We start from the raw sequence: 21,460 nt of genomic DNA on the forward strand, positions 1-21,460 counted from the left end.
GTTTCCGATGGTTATCCCAGAGCCAGGGGCAGGTTGCTCACGTGTTACTCACCCGTTCGCCACTGATCCACCCCGAAGGGCTTCACCGTTCGACTTGCATGTGTTAAGCACGCCGCCAGCGTTCGTCCTGAGCCAGGATCAAACTCTCCGTTGAAAAATCATTAGAGAACCATTTCACCCGGCATCATAACCTCCCCAGCCCACTGACGAACCAGGGAAGGCACAACACCAAAGGAATCCTCAACACCCGACAACCCAACCCCACACAACGCAGGACCAGACCACCAGATGCCCAGGGTTAACAAATTGGCATCAACACTTGGCACACTGTTGAGTTCTCAAGAACCGGACGCACCCTCACCGCGAACCCTTGCGAGTTGTTGGTGGAAGGGGCAACCTTCCTACCGTAATCGCGAGAGTGGACATCGTGCAAACCACTCACCCGATCAGCTCTACCGCCTCGCCGGTGGACCCTGGTCGCTTGCCCCAGTCCGTCCGCCCCGTCGTGGCGACATCGAGAACATTAGACGGCCCCGCGACCGCTGGCAAATCCGCTCGGTCGCGGGGCCCGATCCCCTAGTGCGGCAACGGGAGTGCCACCGCGGCGAGCGACTTGCGCCCGCGCCGCAGCACGGCGAAGCGGCCGTGCAGCAGGGTCACGTCCGCGAGCGTCGCGTCGGGGTCGACCACCTTGACGTTGTTCACGTAGGCGCCGCCCTCCCCGATGGTCCGTCGCGCCCCCGAGCGGCTGGGCGCCAGACCCGTGTCGGCGAACAGCTGCACCAGCGGCACGTCGGCCGTCTCGGGCACCACCGTGGGCAGCTCCTCCAGCGCACCGGCCAGGGTCACCGCGTCGATGCTCGACAGGTCGGCACCCCCGAAGAGCGCCGAGGACGCGTCCTCGACGGCGCGGGCCGCGGCCTCCCCGTGCACCAGCGCCGTGACGTCGTGGGCGAGGGCGCGCTGCGCCGCCCGGGCGCGCGGCTGCTCGCGGGCCTGGCGACCCAGCTCCTCGATCTCCTCGCGGCCGCGGAAGGAGAAGGCGCGCAGGTACCCCTCCACCGTCGTGTCCTCGGCGTTGAGCCAGAACTGGAAGAAGGCGTAGGGCGACGTCAGCTCCGGGTCGAGCCACACGGCACCCGACTCGGTCTTGCCGAACTTGGTCCCGTCCGCCTTCGTCAGCAGCGGCGTCGCGAGCGCGTGGACGGTGTCCCCGTCCACCCGGCGCACCAGCTCGCAGCCGGCGGTGATGTTGCCCCACTGGTCCGAGCCGCCCAGCTGCAGCCCGCACCCGTGCAGGCGGTGCAGCTGCAGGAAGTCGTTGCTCTGCAGCAGGACGTAGCTGAACTCGGTGAAGCTGATGCCCGTCGTGGCCAGGCGCTTGCTCACGGCCTCGCGGTCGAGCATGCGGTTGACGCTGAAGTGCTTGCCCACGTCGCGCAGGAAGTCGATCGCCGACATCGGCTGGGTCCAGTCGAGGTTGTCGACCATCGTCGCGGCCGCCGGCCCCGCGAAGTCCAGGAAGGGCTCGATCTGGCGCTGCAGACCGCTCACCCAGCCGGCCACCGTCGCGGGGTCGTTCATCGTCCGCTCCGACGAGGGGCGCGGGTCACCGATCAGGCCGGTGGCGCCTCCGACGAGGACCAGGGGCCGGTGGCCGGCGTCCTGCAGGCGCCGGGCCGTCAGCACCTGCACGAGGTGCCCCACGTGCAGGCTCGCCGCGGTCGGGTCGAAGCCCACGTAGAAGGTCAGCGGTCCTGACGCCAGCGCCTCCCGCAGCGCGGCCTCGTCGGTGGACTGCGCCACCAGGCCCCGCCACTGCAGTTCGTCCCAGACGTCGCTCACGTGGTGTCCACTCCTCGTCGTGCCCGGTCCGGAGCCCGGGTGGGCGCCCGCCGCCCGCGCACAGCCTGCCCGATCAGGCGGTCGGCGGGCGACGCGGTGGGCGCGCGCGCACCGCGGCGGCCCGGTACGGCGACACCGTGGGCTCCCCGTCGACCCACGCGCGCCAGGGGGTCGGTGCCCCGGCGCCCGCGACGCCGACCCGGGGACCCCACGCGACCCGGTCGTCCCCGACGGGAGCGCCGGGGAGCACCTGCAGCGGGCCGCCGGCACAGACGTCGGCGCCGTCCTGGGCGCGGGCGAGCCCGAGCGCCTGCGCCAGCCGCGCCGGGCCCCGCGCGAGGTCGACGTCGCGGCGCGCGGCCACACGCCGGGAGCGGGCCAGCTCGACGCCCTCGACGACCTCGCCGGCGCGCAGCAGCACCGCGCTCGCGCTGCCCTCGGTCCCGCACACGAGGTTCGTGCACCAGTGCATGCCGTAGCTGAAGTAGACGTAGGCGTGCCCCGCCGGGCCGAACATCACCTCGGTGCGCGGCGTGCGGCCCCGGAAGGCGTGGGAACCCGGGTCGTCCTCCCCCGCGTACGCCTCCACCTCCGTCAGGCGCACGGCGACGGTCCCCTGCTCGCTGCGGTGCTGCACGACGCAGCCCAGGAGGTCCCGGGCCACGTCGAGGACCGGGCGCGCGAAGAAGCTGCGGGGCAGCGCGTCGGCCGCGCCGGTCAGCGCTCCGTCCACGCCCGGTGCCCGGCGACCGCGGCGCGGGCCACCTCGAGCTGCTCGGCGACGCGCACGGGCGCGGTGCCCCCGGCGCCGTCGCGCGAGGCCAGCGAACCCTCGAGGCTGAGGACCTCCCGGACGGCGGGCGTCAGGAGCGGCGAGACGGCTGCCAGGTCCTCGTCGGTGAGGTCCCACAGCTCCACGCTGCGCCCCTCGGCCGCGCTGCGCTCCTCGCAGCGCCGCACGCACGCCCCCGAGACCACGTGCGCCGTGCGGAACGGCACCCCCTGGCGCACGAGCCACTCCGCGACGTCGGTGGCCAGCGCGAAGCCCTGGGGGGCGAGCGCGGCCATCCGGTCGGTGTGGAACGTCAGCGTCCCGACCATGCCGGCGACCGCGGGCAGCAGGAGCTCGAGGGTGTCGACGGCGTCGAAGACGGGTTCCTTGTCCTCCTGCAGGTCGCGGTTGTACGCCAGCGGCAGCCCCTTCAGCGTCGCCAGCAGCCCCGTGAGGTCGCCGATCAGCCGCCCCGCCTTGCCGCGCGCGAGCTCGGCGACGTCGGGGTTCTTCTTCTGCGGCATGATGCTCGACCCCGTGGACCAGGCGTCGTCGAGGGTGACGAAGGAGAACTCCTTGGTCGCCCAGGCGATGACCTCCTCCGAGATCCGCGAGAGGTCGATGCCGACCATGGCCGCGACGAAGGCGAACTCCGCCGCCACGTCGCGCGAGGCCGTGCCGTCGATGGAGTTCTCGACGCTGGAGTCGAAGCCGAGGTCGGCCGCGACGGCCGCCGGGTCGAGCCCGAGCGAGGAACCCGCGAGCGCCCCCGAGCCGTAGGGCGAGACCGCCGCCCGGACGTCCCAGTCGCGCAGCCGCTGCACGTCGCGCAGCAGCGGCCAGGCGTGCGCCAGCAGGTGGTGGGCCAGCAGGACGGGCTGGGCGTGCTGCAGGTGCGTGCGCCCCGGCATCGCCGCGCCCGGGTGGGCGCCGGCCTGGTCGACGAGCGACTGCACGACGTCCAGGACGAGCGAGCCGACGACCCGTGCGTGCTCGCGCAGGAACATCCGCAGGAGCGTGGCGATCTGGTCGTTGCGCGAGCGGCCGGCCCGCAGCCGGCCGCCGACGTCGGCGCCGAGGCGCTCGACCAGCGCGCGCTCCAGCGCGGAGTGCACGTCCTCGTCGTCGGGCGCGGGCACGAAGGAACCCGAGACGACGTCGGCGTCGAGCGCGTCGATGCCGTCGAGCAGGGCCTGCAGGAGGGCGTCGTCCAGGAGGCCCGCGCGGTGCAGGGCCCGGGCGTGGGCGCGGGAGCCCGCGAGGTCGTGGCGGGCGAGGCGGAAGTCGAAGTGCGTGGACTTCGACAGGGCCGCCATCGCCTCGGCGGGGCCGCTCGCGAACCGGGCGCCCCAGAGGCCCTTCTCCGCCTGTCCGGGTGCGGGAGTCGGGTCGGCGGGTGCGGTCACGGAGGTGCTCCTCGGGTGCGGTGGGACGGTCGGGCGGAGGGTGTTCAGCCGGTCGGGGCGGAGTCTGCCGCACCCGGGCCGGGGGTCTCGGTGCGGCGGGCCAGCGCCAGGAACCGGTCGGCGACGACGGCGCCGCCGTCGGGCTCGCGGCAGATGACGACCACGGTGTCGTCGCCCGCGATCGTGCCCAGCACGGAGGGCAGCACGGAGTGGTCGACCGCGGAGGCCAGCAGCTGGGCGGCGCCCGGCGGGGTGCGCAGCACGACGAAGTTGGCGGACGCCTCGGCCGAGACGAGCAGCTCCTCGCACCAGCGGCTGAGGCGCGCGTCGAGGACCTCCTGCGATGTGCCTGTGCGGGGCGTGCGGTCCCCGCCCTCGGCGGGCAGGGCGTAGACCAGGCCGCCGGCGCCGTCGCGGACCTTGACGGCACCGAGCTCGACGAGGTCGCGCGAGAGCGTCGCCTGCGTGACGACCACGCCCTCGGCAGCCAGGTGCGTCGCGAGCTCGGTCTGCGAGCGCACCGGGAACCGGCCGAGCACGGCGGCGATGCGGTCGTGGCGGTACGCCTTCGTGCCGGTGCCCGCGGCCGAGGGCGTCTCCCGCGGCGCGACGGGGTCCGTCACGGGGAGCTCACCCCCCGGTCCGGGACGCGGCCAGCAACCACACGAGCAGCGCCTTCTGGGCGTGCAGCCGGTTCTCCGCCTCGTCCCACACCACCGACTGCGGGCCGTCGATGACCGCGGCCTCGATCTCCTTGCCGCGGTAGGCGGGCAGGCAGTGCAGGACGACGGCGGCCGGGTCCGCGAGGGCCAGCAGCCGGCTGGTCACGCTGTAGGGCGCGAAGCGGGCGGACGCGTCGTCGGCCCGGTCCTCCTGGCCCATGCTCACCCAGGTGTCGGTGGCGACGACGTCGGCGCCCGCGACCGCGGCCTCCGGGTCCTGCGTCACCGTGACCGACCCCCCGGTCGCCGCGGCGACGGCCGCGGCCCGCTCGAGGACGGCGGGCGAGGGCAGGTCGCTCGCGGGCGTGGCGATGCGGACGTGCAGGCCCGCGGTCGCGCCGCCGAGGGCGTAGGAGTGGGCCATGTTGTTCGCGCCGTCGCCGAGGTAGGCGAGCGTCAGCCCGGGCAGCACGCCCTTGTGCTCCGCCACGGTCTGCAGGTCGGCGAGGATCTGGCACGGGTGGAACTCGTCGGTGAGCGCGTTGACCACGGGGACCGAGGAGACCGCGGCCATCTCCTCCAGACGCGCCTGCTCGAACGTGCGCCAGACGATCGCCGCGACCTGCCGCTCGAGGACGCGGGCCGTGTCGGCGACCGGCTCGCCGCGGCCGAGCTGCGAGGACCCCGCGTCGATGACGAGCGGCGCGCCGCCGAGGTCGGCCACGCCCACGCTGAAGGACACCCGGGTGCGCGTCGAGGGCTTGTCGAAGAGCAGCGCGACCGTCTCCGGGCCCGCGAGCGGGCGCTGGGAGAACCGGTCCGCCTTCAGCTGCGCGGCCAGGGCCAGGACCTCGGCCTGCTCCGACGGGCTGAGGCTGTCGTCGGCCGTGAAGTGGCGCACGCCCGTGCCCCGTCCGCCGGCGGACGTCGTGGGGCTGGTCATGTCGGGTCTCCCGGGGTGGTCGCGGCGTCGAGGACGCCGGGCAGGGCGCGGACGAAGGAGTCGGCCTGCGCGGGCGTGAGGACGAGGGGCGGGGCCAGGCGGATCGTGTCCGGGCGCACCGCGTTGACGATGAACCCCCGCTCGAGGGCGGCGGCCACCACGGCGGGCCCGACGGGGGCGGTGAGCTCGATGCCGAGCAGGAGGCCCTCGCCGCGCACGCCGGCCACCAGCGGGTGGCCGAGACCGGTGATGCCGTCGCGCAGCCGGGCGCCCACCGCCCGGACGTTGGCCAGGACGTCGTCGCGCTCGATGGCGTGCAGGGTCGCGAGCGCCGCGGCGGAGGCGACGGGGTTCCCGCCGAACGTCGTGCCGTGCTGCCCGGCGCCGAGCAGCGCGGCGTTGTGCTCGCCGAAGGCGACCGTCGCGCCGATGGGGATGCCGCCGCCGAGGCCCTTGGCCGTCGTCACGACGTCGGGGACCACGTCGCCCTGACCGGGCAGCTGGTGGGCGAACCAGGCTCCCGTGCGCCCGATCCCGGACTGGACCTCGTCCAGGACCAGCAGGGCGCCGTGCTCGCGCGTGATGCGCCGCGCGGCCTCCAGGTAGCCGGGCGGTGCCGGGCGCACGCCGCCCTCGCCCTGCACGGGTTCCAGGAACACCGCGGCCGTGGCGCCGTCGACCGCCCGGCCGAGCGCCCCGACGTCGCCGAAGGGCACGTGCTCGACGCCGCCCGGCAGCGGTTCGAACGGCGCGCGGTACTGCGGCTTGTGGGTCAGGGCCAGGGCGCCCATCGTCCGGCCGTGGAAGCCGTCGACGGCCGCGACGACCTTCGGGCGGCCGGTGCGGCGCGCCATCTTGAACGCCGCCTCGTTCGCCTCGGCGCCGGAGTTGCAGAAGAACACCCGCGATCCCGCCGGTGCGCGGCTGACCGCGAGCAGCTGCTCGGCGAGCGCGACCTGCGGGGCCGTGGCGAAGAAGTTCGACACGTGCCCGAGCGTCGTGAGCTGCGCCGTCACCGCCGCGACGAGCAGCGGGTGGGCGTGCCCGAGGGCGTTCGTCGCGATGCCCGCGAGCAGGTCGAGGTAGCGGCGGCCGTCGGCGTCCCAGACGTAGCAGCCCTCACCACGGACCAGGACCCGCTGCGGCGCACCGTAGGTGCCCATCACCGCGGAGGTGTAGCGCTGCAGCCACGCCTGCCCGCTGCCCTCGGTGACCGGCAGCGCCTCCGCGGCGCCCCGCACGTCCAGTTCCCCAGCCACCAGGCCCTCCCTCTGCTCCGGCGCGGGAGCTGCTCCCGCGCTCACGGCACGACCATCGTTCCGACGCCGGAGGACGTGAAGACCTCCAGCAGCACCGAGTGCGCGAGGCGGCCGTCGATGACCGTGGCGCGCGGGACCCCGCCGCGCACGGCCCGCAGGCACGCCTCCATCTTCGGCACCATCCCCGACTCCAGCCGCGGCAGCAGCTCCTCCAGCGCCGACGCCCCGATCTCGCGCACCAGCGAGGAGGTGTCGGGCCAGTCGGCGTACAGGCCCGCCACGTCGGTCATCACGACGAACTTCTGCGCGCCCAGCGCCACGGCGATCGCCGACGCCGCGGTGTCGGCGTTCACGTTGAGGACCTGGCCGTCCACGGGCACGCCGTCGGCGTCCACCTCGGGGGCGATCGTGGAGATGACCGGGATCCGGCCCGCGTCGAGCAGGTCGTTCACGGCGGCCGGGTCGACCGAGACGACGTCGCCGACGAGGCCGACGTCCACCTCCTCGCCGTCCACGACCGCGGGACGGCGGCGCGCGCGCAGCAGGCCCGCGTCCTCGCCCGAGAGCCCGACCGCGAGCGGCCCGTGCGCGTTCAGCAGGCCGACGAGCTCGCGGCCGACCTGGCCCGTGAGGACCATCCGGACGACGTCCATCGCCTCGCGCGTCGTGACGCGCAGGCCGCCGCGGAACTCGCTGGCGATGCCGAGGCGGGCGAGCATCGCGGAGATCTGCGGGCCGCCGCCGTGCACCACGACGGGCCGCAGGCCGGCCGTGCGCAGGAACATGACGTCCTCGGCGAAGGCGCGCTTGAGGTCGTCGTCGACCATGGCGTTGCCGCCGTACTTCAGGACCACGAGGGCTCCGTGCCAGCGCTGCAGCCACGGCAGCGCCTCGACGAGGACGGTGGCCTTGTCGGCGGCGTCCAGGCCGTCCACCCCGGCGGTGCTCACGTCGAGTACGCGCTGTTCTCGTGGACGTAGGCGTGCGTGAGGTCGTTCGTCCACACCGTCGCCTCCTGCGTCCCCGCGTGCAGGTCGATGCGCACGCGCACCTCCCGCGGGGCCAGGTCGACCGCGGCGGGGTCGGCGCCCGGGGCCCCGCCCACGCAGACCGGGACGCCGTTCAGCGTCACGTCGAGCTCCTGCGGGTCGAAGGCCGCGCTCGTCGTGCCCACGGCAGCCAGCACGCGGCCCCAGTTCGGGTCCCGGCCGAACACCGCGGCCTTGAAGAGGTTGTTGCGCGCCACCGAGCGGCCGACCTCGACCGCGTCGGCCTCGCTGGCCGCGCCGACGACCTCGACGGCGATGTCGTGCTCGGCGCCCTCGGCGTCGGCCACGAGCATCCGGGCGAGCTGGGCGCACACCTCGTGCACCGCGGCGTCCAGCTCGGCGGCCGGCGGGGTCACGCCCGAGGCGCCGCTGGCCAGCAGGACCACGGTGTCGTTGGTGGACATGCAGCCGTCGGAGTCGACGCGGTCGAACGTCGTGCGCGTCGCGGCCCGCAGCGCGCGGTCCAGGTCGGCGGGTTCCGCGACCGCGTCGGTGGTCACGACGACGAGCATCGTCGCGAGGCCCGGCGCCAGCATCCCGGCACCCTTGGCCATCGCCCCGACCGTGAACCCCGCACCCCGGGCCACGGCCTGCTTGGCGACGGTGTCCGTCGTCATGATGGCCGTGGCCGCGACCGACCCGCCCTCGGCGTCGAGCTGCGCGTGCGCCGCCCGGACCCCCGCGAGCAACCGCTCCCGGGAGAACTGCACGCCGATCAACCCCGTCGAGCAGACGACGACGTCGCCTGCGCCGCAACCGCTCAGCTCACCGACGAGCTCCGCGGTGGCGTGGGTGGTCTGGAACCCCTCGGGGCCGGTGAAGCAGTTCGCGCCGCCGGAGTTCAGGACGACCGCGCCGACGTGGCCGTCGGCGCTCGCGCGCTCGCTCCACAGGACGGGGTGGGCCTTGCAGCGGTTGGACGTGTAGACGGCCGCGGCGGCGTCGAGGGGGCCGTCGTTGACGACCAGGGCGACGTCCGGCTTCCCGCTGGGCTTGAGGCCCGCGGTGACGCCGGCGGCGCGGAAGCCCGCGGGGGCGGTGACGCTCACGGCGCGACCCCCGCCGCGCTCAGCCCGGTGCCCTCGGGCAGGCCCAGCGCCAGGTTCACGCTCTGCAGCGCGCCGCCCGCGGTGCCCTTGACGAGGTTGTCGATCGCGGCGACGACCACGACCCGGCCCGCGTGCGGGTCGACGGCCACCTGCAGCACGGCGGCGTTGGAGCCCGCCACCGCGGCCGTCGTGGGCCAGCGGCCCTCGGGCAGGACGTGCACGAACTCCTCGCCCGCGTAGGCCTTCTCCCAGGCCGCCCGCACGTCGGCCGCGTCCGTGCCCGGCGTCAGCCGCGCGGTGCAGGTGGCGAGGATGCCCCGCGGCATCGGCGCCAGCGTCGGGGTGAACGAGACGCTCACCGACGCGGCGCCCGCGAGGGCGAGGTTCTGCTCGATCTCGGGGGTGTGGCGGTGGCCGCCGCCCACGCCGTAGGGGCTCATCGAGCCCATGACCTCCGAGCCCAGCAGGTGCGGCTTGAGGCTCTTGCCGGCGCCCGAGGTGCCGGAGGCGGCCACGACGACGACGTCGTCCGCGCTCACGACGCCCGCCGCGACCCCGGGGGCGAGCGCGAGGCTCACGGCCGTCGGGTAGCAGCCGGGGACCGCGATGCGCCGGGTGCCGGCGAGGCGGCTGCGCTGGCGTCCGCCCTCGGCCAGGGGGAGCTCCGGGAGCCCGTAGGGCCACGACCCGGCGTGCGGGCTGCCGTAGAAGGTCTCCCACGCCGCGGGGTCGGTGAGCCGGTGGTCCGCGCCGAGGTCGACGACGAGGACGTCGTCGCCCAGCTGGGCCGCGAGCCCGGCCGAGGCGCCGTGCGGCAGGGCCAGGAACACGACGTCGTGGCCCGCGAGCACCTCCGGCGTGGTGGGCTGCAGCACCCGGTCGGCCAGCGGCAGCAGGTGCGGCTGCAGCTCCCCCAACGGCGACCCCGCGTTGGACGCGCCCGTGAGGGCGCCGATCTCGAACGCGGGGTGCTGCAGCAGGAGCCGCAGGAGCTCACCGCCCGCGTACCCGCTCGCGCCCGCCACCGCGGCCGTGAACCGCGCTCCCGTCGTCATGTGCATGACCATACACCGCAGGGCGTGGTCATGCAGGGCCGCGACGGGGCCCTCCGCCTCAGCCCAGCGGGTCGTCCGCGCCGTGCCGGACCACGTCGAGGCGGCGGGCCGCGGCCGGCAGACCGGCCGCCGCGAGCGCCCGCAGGGACGCGGGGGTGTCGACGCCGGCGCGCACGTAGCGGCCCGAGAACGCGTCGAGCTCGCCGCGGGCGACGGCGAGGACGAGCGCCACGACGTCCGCCGGGTCGGTCCACTCGGTGCGGCCCTCGTGCGAGGCCATCGACAGGGTCATGTCGGTGCGCACGACGCCCGGGGAGACCTCGAACGCCAGGACGCCGTGCGGCGCGCCCGCGACGGCGAGGGTGCCGCCCAGGCGGAACAGCGCCGCCTTGCTCGCGCCGTAGGCCGCGTTCACGCCGGTGTCGCGGTGCGCCGAGCCCGAGCTGAGGTCCACGACGCGGCCGCCGCCGCGCGCGATCATCCCGGGCACCGCCGCGCGCACGAGCGAGAAGGCGCCCACGACGTTGAGCTCCAGGACGGCGCGGACCTCGTCGAGGTCGGCCTCCCACGGGGGGACCTCGTCCGCCTCGATGCGCCCGGCGCAGTTGACCAGCAGGTCGATCCCGCCGAGCTCGGCCGCGAGCGCCCGCACACCGGCCCGGGTGGCGGCGTCGTCGGTGACGTCCAGCGCCGTGGCGACCGCGCGGCCCCCGCGGTCGGTGACGTCGTCGACGAGCTCGTCCAGCGCCAGGGCGTCGCGCGCCACGGCCCCCACGGCCAGGCCCGCGTCGGCGAGGCCGAGCACCAGGGCCCGGCCGATGCCCCGCGAGGCCCCGGTGACCAGGGCGGTGCGGGCGGGGCCGGGGACGGGCCTCTCGGTGGAGCCGGACCCCGTGGGCTCAGGCACGCTGCACCGCCCCGGTGCGCCGGGCGGCCTCGTCGACCGCGGCCGAGCGAGCCGCGCTGGCCTCCTCGGCGGTGAGCGTCCGCTCCCCCGAGCGGAAGCGCAGGCCGTAGGCGAGGGACTTGCGGCCCTCGCCGACCTGCTCGCCCGTGTAGACGTCGAAGAGCCGGACGTCCTCGAGCAGCTCGCCCGCCCCCGCGCGCAGCGCCGCCTCGACGTCGCCCGCCGGGACGGCCGCGTCGACGACCAGGGCGACGTCCTGGGTCGCGGCGGGGAACCCCGAGAGCTCCCCCACCTGCACCGAGGCGCCGACCTGCGCGAGCAGGACGTCGAGGTCCAGCTCGAAAGCCGCGGCGCGGGCCGGGAGCTCCGCGGCCGCGAGGACGCTCGGGTGCAGCTCCCCCGCGTGGCCGAGCGTGTGGCCCTGCTCCGTGACCAGGCGGGCGCAGCGGCCCGGGTGCCAGGGGGCGTGGTCGGCCGCCTCGACGTGGACGCGCACACCGGCGGCCGCGGCCGCGGTGCGGGCGGCCTCGACGGCGTCGGCCCAGAGGACCGGCTCGCCCGTGCGGGCGAAGCCGTCCGCGCTCGCGCCGGGCCCGCGGCGGGTGCCGGTGAGGATCCCCGCGACGTGCAGCGGCTGCGGGGGCACGGCGGCCAGCAGGCCCTCGAGCTCCTCCGGCGAGGGCCGCTGGGCGGTGCCGAGGACCGCGGCCCGGGGGGCGCCGGCCACCGGGTGGGTGACCGAGCCGATCTCGACGAGCGCGAGGTCGCGCAGCCCGCGACTCACGTTGCGGCGCACCACCTCCACGAGGGAGTCGAGGATGCTGGTGCGCATCAGCGGCTGCTGCTCGGACAGCGGGTTGGCCAGGCGCACGGCCCGGCGGCGCGGGTCGTCGGCCGGGATCCGCTGGACGTCGTGCACGGAGGCGGCGACGAAGGGGTAGGAGAGCACCTCGACGAAGCCGTCGTCGGCGAGCGCGCGGGCCAGCGAGCGGCGCGCCCGCTGCTGCGGCGTGAGGCCGCGGCCCGCGGGGGCCGTGGGCAGCACCGAGGGGATGGTGTCGTAGCCGGCCAGCCGGGCGACCTCCTCGACGAGGTCCACGGGCTGGGCCAGGTCGGGCCGCCAGGACGGCGGGACGACGGTCAGCTCGTCGCCGTCGCGGGTGACGGCGCAGCCGATCTCGGTCAGCGCCCCGACGACCTCGTCCTCGGAGAAGGGCCGCCCGACGATGCGCTCCGGGAAGCCCAGCGGCAGGGGCAGCGCCGCCGGCGGCGCGGGCGTACCGACGTCGGTGGCCGTGGGGTCGGCCACGCCCCCGCCGAGCTCGACGAGCATCCGGACCGCGAGCTCCGCCGCGGCCGCGCAGACCTGCGGGTCGGTGCCGCGCTCGAAGCGCTTGGACGCCTCCGACGGCAGGCGGTGCCGCCGGGCCGTGCGGGCGATGCCCACGGCCCCGAAGTGCGCGGCCTCGACGAGGACGTCGGTCGTGGTGCCCGCCGTGACCTCGGTGGCCTGACCGCCCATGGCGCCCGCGAGCCCGACGACGCGCGAGGACGCCGGGTCACCCACGGCCTCGTCGGTGATGACGAGGTCCTCGGGGTGCAGCGTCCGCACGGTGCCGTCGAGCGTCGTCAGGGTCTCGCCGCGGCGCGCGCGGCGGACGACGAGCTCGTCCTGCAGGGTCGCGAGGTCGTAGGCGTGCAGCGGCTGCCCGGTCGCCAGCATCACGTAGTTGGTGACGTCGACGACGAGGGACACCGGGCGCATCCCGGCCTGGCGCAGCCGGTCCTCCACGTGGCGCGGGGTGGCGGCCGCGGGGTCGATCCCCCGCACCGTGCGGGCGACGAAGCGGTCGCAGCCGGCCTGGCCGCGCAGGGGCGCCTCGTCGGCGAGGCGGACGGGGAACCCGGGCCCCGAGGCCGCCGCGACCTCGACGGCGGCCGGGTCGCGCACGACGTCGGCCACCGGGCGCCGGGTGCCGTGCGCGTACTCGCGGGCGATGCCGCGGACGCTGAAGCAGTACCCGCGGTCGGGCGTGACGTTGACCTCGACGGTCTCCTCGTCCAGGCCCAGCAGGGCCGTGGCGTCCTGCCCCGGCGTGACGCCCGTGCCCGGGAGCAGCTGCGCGAGCACCACGATGCCCTCGCCGTCCAGGCCCAGGCCGAGCTCCTTCGCGGAGCAGATCATGCCGTCGGAGACGTGCCCGTAGGTCTTGCGGGCGGCGATGGCGAACCCGCCCGGCAGGACGGCGCCCGGCAGCGCGACGACGACCTCGTCACCGGCCGCGAAGTTGTGCGCGCCGCAGACGATGCCGCGCGAGCCGTCGGCGTCGTTGTGCTCCGGGCCCACGTCGACGTGGCACCAGTTGATGGTCTTGCCGTTCTTCTGCGGCTCGGCCACCAGGTCCAGGACGCGCCCGACGACGACCGGCCCCGTGAGGTCGGCGCGGTGGATGCCCTCCTCCTCGAGGCCGACGCGCACGAGCGCGGCGGCGACGTCGAGGCCGGTGGTGCCCGGCAGCAGGTCGACGTGCTCGGCGAGCCAGCGCAGCGGGACGCGCATCAGAGACCGACCTCCGCCGTCGCGGCGGCGGCCGGGGCCACCTCGGCGACCGTGGACGCCGAGAGGTCCTCCACGCCGAACGCCCTCGAGAACCTCACGTCGCCCTCCACCATGTCGCGCATGTCCGTCACCCCGTTGCGGAACATCAGCGTCCGCTCGATGCCCATCCCGAAGGCGAAACCCGTGTAGCGGTCCGGGTCGATCCCGCACGCGCGCAGCACGTTCGGGTTGACCATGCCGCAGCCGCCCCACTCGATCCAGCCCCGCTCGGCGTCGCGGCCGAGGGAGAACCGCAGGTCCAGCTCGGCGCTGGGCTCGGTGAACGGGAAGAACGCCGGGCGCCAGCGCGTCTCGACCGACGAGCCGAACATGGCCCGCGCGAAGTGGTCCAGGGTCCCCTTCAGGTGCGCCATCGTCAGGCCCTCGTCGATCGCGATGCCCTCCAGCTGGTGGAAGACGGGCGTGTGCGTCGCGTCGAGCTCGTCGGTGCGGAACACCTTCCCGGGGCACACCACGTACAGCGGCACCCCGCGGGTCAGCAGCGAGCGCGCCTGCACCGGTGAGGTGTGCGTGCGCAGCACGAGACCCGAGTCGGCCCCGCCGTCGGCGTCGGCGACGAAGAACGTGTCCTGCATCTGCCGCGCCGGGTGGTCGACGTCGAAGTTCAGGGCGTCGAAGTTGAACCACTCGGCCTCGACCTCGGGGCCCTCCGCGACCTCCCAGCCCATCGCGGTGAACACGTCGGCGACGCGCTCCACGAGCAGCGGCAGGGGGTGGCGGGCGCCCGGCTCGGGGCGGCGGCCCGGCAGCGTGACGTCGACGACCTCCTCGCGCAGCACCCGCTCCTCGTGCTCGGCGGCGAGCACGGCCTGCCGCGCGGCGACGGCCTGGCCGAGGCGCCCGCGGGCGGAGCCGACGAGCTTGCCCGCGGCGGCCTTCTCGGGACCGGGCAGGGCACCGATCGCCCGGTTCGCCAGCGCCAGGGGGCTGCGGTCGCCGGCGTGCGCCAGGCGGGCGGCCTTCAGCTCCTCGAGGTCGCCCGCGGCGGCGATCGCGGCCAGCGCGGCGTCGAGGGCGGCCTGCACCGCGGCCGGCGCGACGAGGTCGGCGTCGCTCCCGCCGGGTGCCGTGCCGGGGGCGTCGGGGTCAGCAGGCATCGGGATGGTTCCTCACCGCGGTCGATCCGTCGTGTCCGGGCCCGGGCGGACCCGCGGGCGATCCTCCCAGACGCCGGCCCGGGACCTCGACCGCGTTCAGTCCGCGGCGGGTTCGCCCGCGGGCAGCCGCACGCGGAAGCGCGCGCCCCCGGCGCTGGAGCGGGAGACCTCGATGCCGCCGCCGTGCGCCTCGAGCAGCCCGCGCACGACGTAGAGACCGAGTCCCGTGCCGCTGCGCTGGCCGCCGTGCCAGAACTTCGAGAACACGTAGGGGCGGTTCTCCTCGGAGATGCCCTCCCCCGCGTCGTCCACCGTCAGGACGACGTCGCCGTCGGTGCCGTCCGGGCCCGGGACGTGGACGATCGCCAGGGACACCGTCCCCGCGCCGTGGCGGACGGCGTTCTCGACGAGGTTGGTGACGACCTGCGCCATGCGGTCGGGGTCCGCCCACAGCTCGGGCAGGCCGTCGGCGACCACGAGCTCGAAGCGGTCGTCGTCGTAGCCCGCGAGCACGAGGCGCTCGACGTGCTCGCGGACCAGGGTCGCCAGGTCGAACGGGCGCCGGTGCACCTGCAGCCGGCCGGCGTCGACGCGCGAGACGTCCAGCAGGTCGCCCACCAGGCGCGTGACCCGGTCCGCGTCCGCCTCGACCGTGGACAGCATCAGCCGCTTCTGGGCGTCGCTGAACTTGTCCCAGCGGCGCAGCAGGGTCGCGGTGAACTGCTTGACCGACGTCAGGGGCGAGCGCAGCTCGTGCGCCACGGTGGCGATGAGGCTCGCGGCGTCCGACTCCGCCCGCTGGCGCTCCTCCGTGCCCCGCAGGGCCACCACGACCCGGTGCAGCGCGCCGGTCTCGAGGCGCACGTAGCGCGCCGTGACGAGGAGCTCGGAGCCCCCGGGCAGCAGGAGCATGCGCTCGGGGTGGCCCGCGGCGGGCGCACCCGCCGTCGTGTCCGCCGGCCCGGGGCCCGCGGTGGCGGCGAAGGGGTTGGTGGCGTCCCACCAGCGGCGACCGGAGGTGTCCTGCAGGGGCAGCGCGCGGCGCACATCGGTGCCCACCAGGTCGGTGCGGGTGCGCCCCAGCAGCTGCTCGGCCGCGGCGTTGACCGCCGTGATGCAACCCGTCGCGTCGAGGACCAGGAGGCCGTCGGGGAGGTCGTCGAGCGCCACGCCGGCGCCGTCCGCGGCCGTCACGACCGGCGCCGGGACGCGACGCCGGAGGACACCTCGACGGCGGTGCCAGCGTCCCCCCGGACCTCGGACATGGTCGGAGGCTAGGCCATGGCGGCGGTCGCGCCCCTCGAGCCCGGCGGCGCGGCGCGGCCGGCGCGGATGCGGCGACGCGTCAGGAGCGGGCGCGGCGCTGCGCGCGGGCGCTGGCGTAGAGGCAGACGACGGCGGCCGTGGCGAGGTTGAGGCTCTCGGCCCGGCCGTGCAGCGGGACCCGCACGACCGCGTCGGCGGCCGCGCGGCCCGCGTCGTCCAGCCCCGCGGCCTCGTTGCCGAAGACCCACGCGGTGGGCGCCCGCAGGTCCGGGACGCCGGGCCGGTCGACGCCCGCGACCGCGGCGTCGGCCAGGTCGTCGAGGTCGTGCTCGCCCGTGCCGTCGGCGGCCAGGACGGTGCTGCCGGCTCCGCGCAGCGCCGCGACGACCGCCTCCAGCGTCTCCCCGACGACGACCGGGAGGTGGAAGAGGCTGCCCGCGGTGGAGCGCACGCACTTGGGGTTGAACGGGTCGACGCTGCCCGCGGTGAGCACGACGGCGTCCGCACCGGCGGCGTCGGCGGCGCGCAGCACGGTGCCCGCGTTGCCCGGGTCGGCCACGTGGTCCTGGACGGCCACGAGCCGCGGCCGGGTCGCCGCGACGTCGGCGAGCGAGGAGGTGACGACGGGGCACACCGCGAGGAGGCCCTGCGGCGTCACGGTGTCGGTCATGGCGGCCAGGACGTCGTCAGCGACGGTGGTGATCCGCACCCCGCCGGCGTGGGCCGTCATGAGCAGGTCGCCGTGGCGCTCCGCGGCGTCGTCGGTCGTGTACAGGTCGAGGACCACCGCCGGGCCGCCCGCAGCGGTCGCGGCGACGTGCGCCGCGACGGCCTCGCGCACCGACTGCGGGCCCTCCGCGACGAAGCGGCCGCTGCGCTGACGTGCGGAACGCCCGGACAGCGCCCGCACCGACCGCACCCGCTCAGCGCGGGGGTTGGTCAGCACGGGAGCGTCCGGGCGTTCGACGGCACGGTTCGTGCTCAGGCTGCGGTGCCCTCGGCGGCAGCGGGGGTCTGCGCCGGCAGGGCCGCCTTGGAGAGGGCGACCAGGGCCGCGAACGCCGGGGCGTCGGAGACGGCCAGCTCGGCGAGCATGCGGCGGTCGACCTCGATCTCCGCGGCCTTCAGGCCCTGGATGAACCGGTTGTAGGTCATGCCCTCGGCACGGGCCGCGGCGTTGATCCGCTGGATCCACAGGCGGCGGAAGTCGCCCTTGCGCGCCTTGCGGTCGCGGTAGGCGTAGACGAGGGAGTGGGTGACCTGCTCCTTCGCCTTGCGGTACAGCCGCGAGCGCTGGCCGCGGTAGCCGCTGGCCTGCTCGAGGACGACGCGACGCTTCTTGTGGGCGTTGACTGCGCGCTTCACGCGTGCCACGGGGTGCTCCTTGCTGTCAGTGCGCGGACTCTTCGGTCAGCGAGCCGTCGGGACGACGGCCGCGAGGTCCGCGGGGTGGGAGGTCGAGCGGGAGGTGCCGGCGCCGGGGAGGCGCTCAGCGGCCGAGGAGCTTCTTGATCTTCTTGACGTCCGCGGGGTCCACCACGGCGTCCATCGAGAGGCGACGGGTGCGCGTGCTGGACTTGACCTCCAGCAGGTGGCGCTTGTTGGCCTTCTCGCGCATGACCTTGCCGGTGCCGGTGATGCGGAAGCGCTTCTTGGCCCCGGAGTGGGTCTTGTTCTTGGGCACGGGTGTCTCCTGCTCTGTGTGCTGGGTCTGGCGGACTGGTGCCCGCGGCGCCCGGTGGACCGGGCGCCGGCGGGCGCCTGGCGTCAGGACGCGGTGGTGCTGGCGGCCGTCTCGTCGGTGGCGGGAGCCTCGCTGGGCCCCTCGACCTGGTCGGCGGGGGCGTCGACCGGGTCACCTGGGGCGTCGACCTGGGCGGCGGGCGCGTCGATCGCGGTGGGCTCCGCGGCCTCGGCGGCCTCGATGTCCTTGCGGCGACGCTCCTCGGCCTTGGCCTCGGCCTTCTTCTTGTGCGGCCCGATGACCATCACCATGTTGCGGCCGTCCTGGCGCGGCGAGCTCTCGACGCCACCCAGGTCGGAGACGTCCTCCGCGAGTCGCTGCAGCAGCCGGAAGCCCATCTCGGGGCGGGACTGCTCGCGACCGCGGAACATGATCATCACCTTGACCTTGTCCCCCGCCGAGAGGAACCGGACGACGTGCCCCTTCTTGGTGGCGTAGTCGTGCGGGTCGATCTTCAGGCGGAAGCGGATCTCCTTGAGGATCGTGTTCGACTGGTTCTTGCGGGCTTCGCGGGCCTTCATGTCGGCTTCGTACTTGTACTTGCCGAAGTCCATCAGCTTGCAGACCGGGGGCCGGGCCGTGGGGGCGACCTCGACCAGGTCGAGACCAGCCTCGTCCGCCAGCCGCAGCGCGTCCTCGACGCGCACGATCCCGACCTGTTCACCGTTGGGGCCGACGAGCCGCACCTCGGGAACACGGATGCGGTCGTTGATGCGGGGCTCGCTGATGTGCTGCTCCTTCTGACGTCGTCGGGGCCGCCGGACACGGAGAAGGCCCCCGCGCGCGGACGCGCACGGAGGCCTGCCTGATCCGGCGGTGCCGTCGACGGCAACGCCTGACTCCCCCGCGGACGGGAGAGGGACCGGGACCCGTGGTGCTCGCGCACCGAGGGTGGGAGGTAGGCCTCCGCTTCACGCTCCGGCCCCTCGGTCGCCCGTCCGCGTCGTCCGCGGACCGGTGGCGTGGGCCGGTCGGTCACCTGAAAGGGTATCAGCATGCCGTCCGAGCCCACGTCCGCGTCCGACCCCGCGTCCCCCGCCGCCCACCCCGCCGCCCACCCCGAGGGCCACCACGACGGCCATCAGGGCGCCCAGCCCGACGACCGCGCGGTGGACCCCGTCGCCGAGCTGGTCGCCGAGAGCGCCGCCTCCGCGGCGCGCGACATCGCCGAGGTGCCGGCCGCCGAGCTCATCACGACCGCCGCCGTGCACCTCATGAGCGCGGCCGCCGTGAAGTGCGGCCTCGCGGAGGGACCCGACGCCGAGGACCACCTCGACCTCGCCGAGGCGCGCATCCTCATCACCGCCCTCGCCGGCCTGGTCACCGCGTCGGCGCCCGACGTCGGCGGCCAGCACGCCCGCTCGCTGCGCGACGGCCTCCGGTCCCTGCAGCTGGCCTTCCGCGAGGCCTCCGCGGTCCCCGACGCACCCGGCAAGGGGCCCGGGGAGCGCCTGACGGGCAGCGTGGTCTGAGGTCCGGCACGATCGACCGCGGCGGGGTCCCCCGCCCATCTGCTTGAATGTTCTACGACATGAGGGTCCGCCACCGGGCGGGCCGCGACACAGGAGGACTCCCGTGAGCGATTCCCGCAGCAAGGACCTGGGGCTCCTGGCCCTCCGCCTCGGCATCGGCGGCACGCTCGTCGCGCACGGCGCGCAGAAGCTCTTCGGCGCCTTCGGCGGCGGCGGTATCGAGGGCACGGCCGGCGCCATGGACGCCATGGGCTTCCGCCCCGGCAAGCAGAGCGCCGTCCTGGCCGGCCTGTCCGAGACCGGCGGCGGCGCGCTGCTCGCCCTCGGCCTGGCCACCCCCGTCGGCGGTGCCGCGGTCGCCGCGGCCATGGCCGCCGCGGTCACCGTGCACCGCCCCAACGGCTTCTTCGCGATGGGCGGCGGCTTCGAGCTGCCCGGCGTCCTCGGCCTCAACGCCGCGTCCCTGGCGCTGTCGGGCCCGGGCCGCTACTCCCTCGACGCCGCGCTGGGCCACAAGCTCACCGCGCCGTGGGTCACCGTCGTCGCGCTCGTCGCGGCGGGCGTCGGCGCGGGCGTCAGCATCTCCCAGCGCCAGAAGGCCGTGGCCGCCGACGCCTCGGCCTCGCAGCAGTCCGCGTCCGAGGCCGCCGGCGACGCCGAGGTGGGCGAGTCCCCCTCCTGACCCTCGGCACCGCCCACGACGAGCCCCTCCCCTCCCGGGGGCGGGCTCGTCGTGCGTCAGGCCGGCAGCAGGCGCAGCTCGAGCGAGGCGACGCGGTCGGCCACGACCTGCGACGCCGCGAGCCGCTCGCCGACCGCCGCGGTCAGCGCGTCGAGCGCCTCGCGGTCCAGCCCGGCCGCCAGCCCGAGGGAGACCCGGACCTCGGCCTGCGCGCCCGCACCGCAGCGCAGCCGCAGCAGCCCCGGCAGGCCGGCCAGCGCGTCGCCGACGGCGTCGTGCACCGCCGGGTCCAGCGCCGCGGGCGTCCACGCGGTCTCCGTCGCGAGCGCGGCCAGGCCCGCGCGGCGCACGACGAAGCGGACGGGACCGGCCGGGTCCAGCACGGCCGCCTCGCACTCCTCCTGGCCCGCGGCGAGGGCCGCCGTCGCCGCCGGCACCGGCACCGGGCGCGCGTCGGGGCGCCAGGCCGTGAGGGAGGCGAGCGAGGTGAACAGGGGCAGCGCGCGCCCGCCGTCCGGCCGGGTCATCACGGCGAGCGCCATGTCGGCGCTCTTGTCGCCCGCGAGGCCGGCGGCCACCACCTCGGTCTCCCCCAGCACCGCCACGACCGGCGCGAACACGCGGCTGCCGCTCAGCGCCGCCACGACGGCGACCTCGGCCCGCAGCCGCTCGTCCAGCGCGTCGCCGGGGGTGGCGCTCCACGCGGCCAGGGCCTCGGCCAGGGCCGGGGGCGTGCCGCCCTCGTCGCCCGCGAAGAGGCTGGGCTGCAGCACCCGACCGGCCCACGGCACCCCGGCGGAGTCGGTCGTCCCGCTCACGCGGGCGCTCCGCGGCCGCGTCCCGCCGCTCCGCGCGTGCTGGTCAGGGCCGGCCCGCCACGTCGAGCGCCTCGGGCAGCGTGAAGGCGCCCGCGTACAGCGCCTTGCCGACGATCGCGCCCTCGACGCCCTCGCCCACGAGCGCCCGCAGGGCCCGCAGGTCCTCGAGGCTGGAGATGCCGCCCGAGGCCACGACGGGCGCGCTGGTGCGGGCGCACACCTCCCGCAGCAGCTCGGTGTTCGGGCCCCTCAGCGTGCCGTCCTTGGTGACGTCGGTGACGACGTAGCGGGCGCACCCGTCGGCGTCCAGGCGGGCCAGGACCTCCCAGAGGTCACCGCCCTCGCGGGTCCAGCCGCGCGCCGCGAGCGTCGTCCCGCGCACGTCGAGGCCGACGGCGATCCGGTCGCCGTGGCGGGCGATGGCCGAGCGGGTCCAGTCGGGGTCCTCCAGCGCGGCGGTGCCGAGGTTCACGCGGCGGCAGCCCGTGGCGAGCGCGGCCTCCAGGGACGCGTCGTCGCGGATGCCGCCGGAGAGCTCGACCGCGACGTCGAGGCGCCCGACGACCTCCGCGAGCAGCTCGCGGTTGGACCCGCGGCCGAAGGCGGCGTCGAGGTCGACCAGGTGCACCCACTCCGCGCCCGCCTCCTGCCACGCGAGCGCCGCGTCGAGCGGAGAGCCGTAGAAGGTCTCGCTGCCGGCCTCGCCCTGCACGAGCCGGACGGCCTGGGCGTCGGCCACGTCCACGGCGGGCAGCAGCTCCAGCCTCGTGGCGGGGGCGGTGGAGGCGGTCTCGGTGGTCACGGTCCGGGAGTC

The 21,460-nt window shown here is 75.8% G+C and carries 21 protein-coding genes and 1 rRNA gene; 2 read left to right on the forward strand and 20 right to left on the reverse strand.

Annotation, left to right across the window (positions count from 1 at the left end; all coding sequences use genetic code 11):
* The 18 genes from F1544_RS13595 to infC form a co-directional block, all read right to left on the reverse strand.
* Positions 1-154, reverse strand: a 16S ribosomal RNA gene (locus F1544_RS13595); the annotation flags it as partial.
* Positions 155-576: 422 nt separating this feature from the next.
* Complete coding sequence (gene tyrS / locus F1544_RS13600) at positions 577-1,845, reverse strand: tyrosine--tRNA ligase (protein WP_167586235.1); 1,269 nt, start codon at positions 1,843-1,845, stop codon at positions 577-579.
* Between the two features lie 73 nt (positions 1,846-1,918).
* Entirely contained in the window at positions 1,919-2,578 is a 660-nt protein-coding gene (locus F1544_RS13605; protein ID WP_308470064.1) for a DNA-3-methyladenine glycosylase, read from the reverse strand.
* Positions 2,563-4,023, reverse strand: coding sequence for an argininosuccinate lyase (gene argH / locus F1544_RS13610; protein WP_308470065.1), 1,461 nt, complete (start codon positions 4,021-4,023; stop codon positions 2,563-2,565). The genes F1544_RS13605 and argH overlap by 16 nt, the downstream gene beginning before the upstream one ends.
* Before the next feature lie 44 nt (positions 4,024-4,067).
* The gene (locus F1544_RS13615; RefSeq protein WP_167586237.1) at positions 4,068-4,646 is read right to left on the reverse strand and encodes an arginine repressor; all 579 of its coding nucleotides are present in this window, start codon (positions 4,644-4,646) and stop codon (positions 4,068-4,070) included.
* Between the two features lie 7 nt (positions 4,647-4,653).
* Positions 4,654-5,628, reverse strand: a complete 975-nt coding sequence (argF, locus tag F1544_RS13620) for an ornithine carbamoyltransferase (RefSeq protein ID WP_167586239.1) — start codon at positions 5,626-5,628, stop codon at positions 4,654-4,656.
* On the reverse strand, positions 5,625-6,887 hold the full coding sequence (locus tag F1544_RS13625; protein ID WP_308470066.1) for an acetylornithine transaminase: 1,263 nt from the start codon (positions 6,885-6,887) through the stop codon (positions 5,625-5,627). Before F1544_RS13625 ends, argF begins: the two co-directional genes overlap by 4 nt.
* Before the next feature lie 41 nt (positions 6,888-6,928).
* Positions 6,929-7,837 carry an acetylglutamate kinase gene (gene argB, locus F1544_RS13630; protein WP_167586241.1) on the reverse strand — a complete coding sequence of 303 codons (909 nt, stop codon included), beginning with the start codon at positions 7,835-7,837 and terminating at the stop codon, positions 6,929-6,931.
* Entirely contained in the window at positions 7,834-8,985 is a 1,152-nt protein-coding gene (gene argJ, locus F1544_RS13635) for a bifunctional glutamate N-acetyltransferase/amino-acid acetyltransferase ArgJ (protein ID WP_167586243.1), read from the reverse strand. The genes argB and argJ overlap by 4 nt, the downstream gene beginning before the upstream one ends.
* Entirely contained in the window at positions 8,982-10,046 is a 1,065-nt protein-coding gene (gene argC / locus F1544_RS13640; RefSeq protein WP_373368080.1) for an N-acetyl-gamma-glutamyl-phosphate reductase, read from the reverse strand. Before argC ends, argJ begins: the two co-directional genes overlap by 4 nt.
* A gap of 52 nt (positions 10,047-10,098) precedes the next feature.
* Positions 10,099-10,947 carry an SDR family NAD(P)-dependent oxidoreductase gene (locus F1544_RS13645; RefSeq protein WP_167586247.1) on the reverse strand — a complete coding sequence of 283 codons (849 nt, stop codon included), beginning with the start codon at positions 10,945-10,947 and terminating at the stop codon, positions 10,099-10,101.
* Complete coding sequence (pheT, locus tag F1544_RS13650; protein ID WP_167586249.1) at positions 10,940-13,507, reverse strand: phenylalanine--tRNA ligase subunit beta; 2,568 nt, start codon at positions 13,505-13,507, stop codon at positions 10,940-10,942. Before pheT ends, F1544_RS13645 begins: the two co-directional genes overlap by 8 nt.
* The gene (pheS, locus tag F1544_RS13655; RefSeq protein WP_167586251.1) at positions 13,507-14,664 is read right to left on the reverse strand and encodes a phenylalanine--tRNA ligase subunit alpha; all 1,158 of its coding nucleotides are present in this window, start codon (positions 14,662-14,664) and stop codon (positions 13,507-13,509) included. The genes pheT and pheS overlap by 1 nt, the downstream gene beginning before the upstream one ends.
* Positions 14,665-14,760: 96 nt before the next feature.
* Positions 14,761-15,858 carry a sensor histidine kinase gene (locus tag F1544_RS13660; RefSeq protein WP_167586253.1) on the reverse strand — a complete coding sequence of 366 codons (1,098 nt, stop codon included), beginning with the start codon at positions 15,856-15,858 and terminating at the stop codon, positions 14,761-14,763.
* Positions 15,859-16,009: 151 nt separating this feature from the next.
* On the reverse strand, positions 16,010-16,873 hold the full coding sequence (locus tag F1544_RS13665) for a TrmH family RNA methyltransferase (protein WP_167586324.1): 864 nt from the start codon (positions 16,871-16,873) through the stop codon (positions 16,010-16,012).
* 38 nt (positions 16,874-16,911) lie between these two features.
* On the reverse strand, positions 16,912-17,304 hold the full coding sequence (rplT, locus tag F1544_RS13670) for a 50S ribosomal protein L20 (RefSeq protein WP_166606266.1): 393 nt from the start codon (positions 17,302-17,304) through the stop codon (positions 16,912-16,914).
* Positions 17,305-17,419: 115 nt separating this feature from the next.
* Positions 17,420-17,614, reverse strand: a complete 195-nt coding sequence (gene rpmI / locus F1544_RS13675; protein WP_167586255.1) for a 50S ribosomal protein L35 — start codon at positions 17,612-17,614, stop codon at positions 17,420-17,422.
* Between the two features lie 83 nt (positions 17,615-17,697).
* Positions 17,698-18,402, reverse strand: coding sequence for a translation initiation factor IF-3 (infC, locus tag F1544_RS13680; RefSeq protein ID WP_167586326.1), 705 nt, complete (start codon positions 18,400-18,402; stop codon positions 17,698-17,700).
* A gap of 267 nt (positions 18,403-18,669) precedes the next feature.
* Here infC and F1544_RS13685 point away from each other — a divergent pair, with 267 nt between their 5' ends.
* Both F1544_RS13685 and F1544_RS13690 read left to right on the forward strand, forming a co-directional pair.
* On the forward strand, positions 18,670-19,146 hold the full coding sequence (locus F1544_RS13685; RefSeq protein ID WP_244308593.1) for a DUF1844 domain-containing protein: 477 nt from the start codon (positions 18,670-18,672) through the stop codon (positions 19,144-19,146).
* A 103-nt stretch (positions 19,147-19,249) separates the two neighbouring features.
* Positions 19,250-19,828, forward strand: a complete 579-nt coding sequence (locus tag F1544_RS13690; protein ID WP_167586257.1) for a DoxX family protein — start codon at positions 19,250-19,252, stop codon at positions 19,826-19,828.
* Positions 19,829-19,884: 56 nt separating this feature from the next.
* On the opposite strand, the gene F1544_RS13695 is transcribed toward F1544_RS13690, so the two are convergent.
* Together F1544_RS13695 and priA are read right to left on the reverse strand one after the other, a co-directional pair.
* Positions 19,885-20,646: an SseB family protein gene (locus tag F1544_RS13695; protein WP_167586259.1), complete on the reverse strand. Its 762-nt coding sequence runs from the start codon at positions 20,644-20,646 to the stop codon at positions 19,885-19,887.
* A 43-nt stretch (positions 20,647-20,689) separates the two neighbouring features.
* Positions 20,690-21,448: a bifunctional 1-(5-phosphoribosyl)-5-((5-phosphoribosylamino)methylideneamino)imidazole-4-carboxamide isomerase/phosphoribosylanthranilate isomerase PriA gene (gene priA / locus F1544_RS13700; RefSeq protein ID WP_167586261.1), complete on the reverse strand. Its 759-nt coding sequence runs from the start codon at positions 21,446-21,448 to the stop codon at positions 20,690-20,692.
* Positions 21,449-21,460: the final 12 nt, after the last annotated feature.

Origin of the sequence: Kineococcus rubinsiae, from assembly GCF_011839805.1 — a bacterium.
In the GTDB taxonomy this organism is placed as follows: domain Bacteria; phylum Actinomycetota; class Actinomycetes; order Actinomycetales; family Kineococcaceae; genus Kineococcus; species Kineococcus rubinsiae.

Excerpts from the sequence above, each read along its gene's own strand:
- argF (WP_167586239.1), bottom strand. The coding sequence starts at position 5,628 with ATGACCAGCCCCACGACGTCCGCCGGCGGACGGGGCACGGGCGTGCGC.
- argC (WP_373368080.1), bottom strand. The coding sequence starts at position 10,046 with ATGCACATGACGACGGGAGCGCGGTTCACGGCCGCGGTGGCGGGCGCG.
- pheT (WP_167586249.1), bottom strand. The coding sequence starts at position 13,507 with ATGCGCGTCCCGCTGCGCTGGCTCGCCGAGCACGTCGACCTGCTGCCG.
- pheS (WP_167586251.1), bottom strand. The coding sequence starts at position 14,664 with ATGCCTGCTGACCCCGACGCCCCCGGCACGGCACCCGGCGGGAGCGAC.
- F1544_RS13685 (WP_244308593.1), top strand. The coding sequence starts at position 18,670 with ATGCCGTCCGAGCCCACGTCCGCGTCCGACCCCGCGTCCCCCGCCGCC.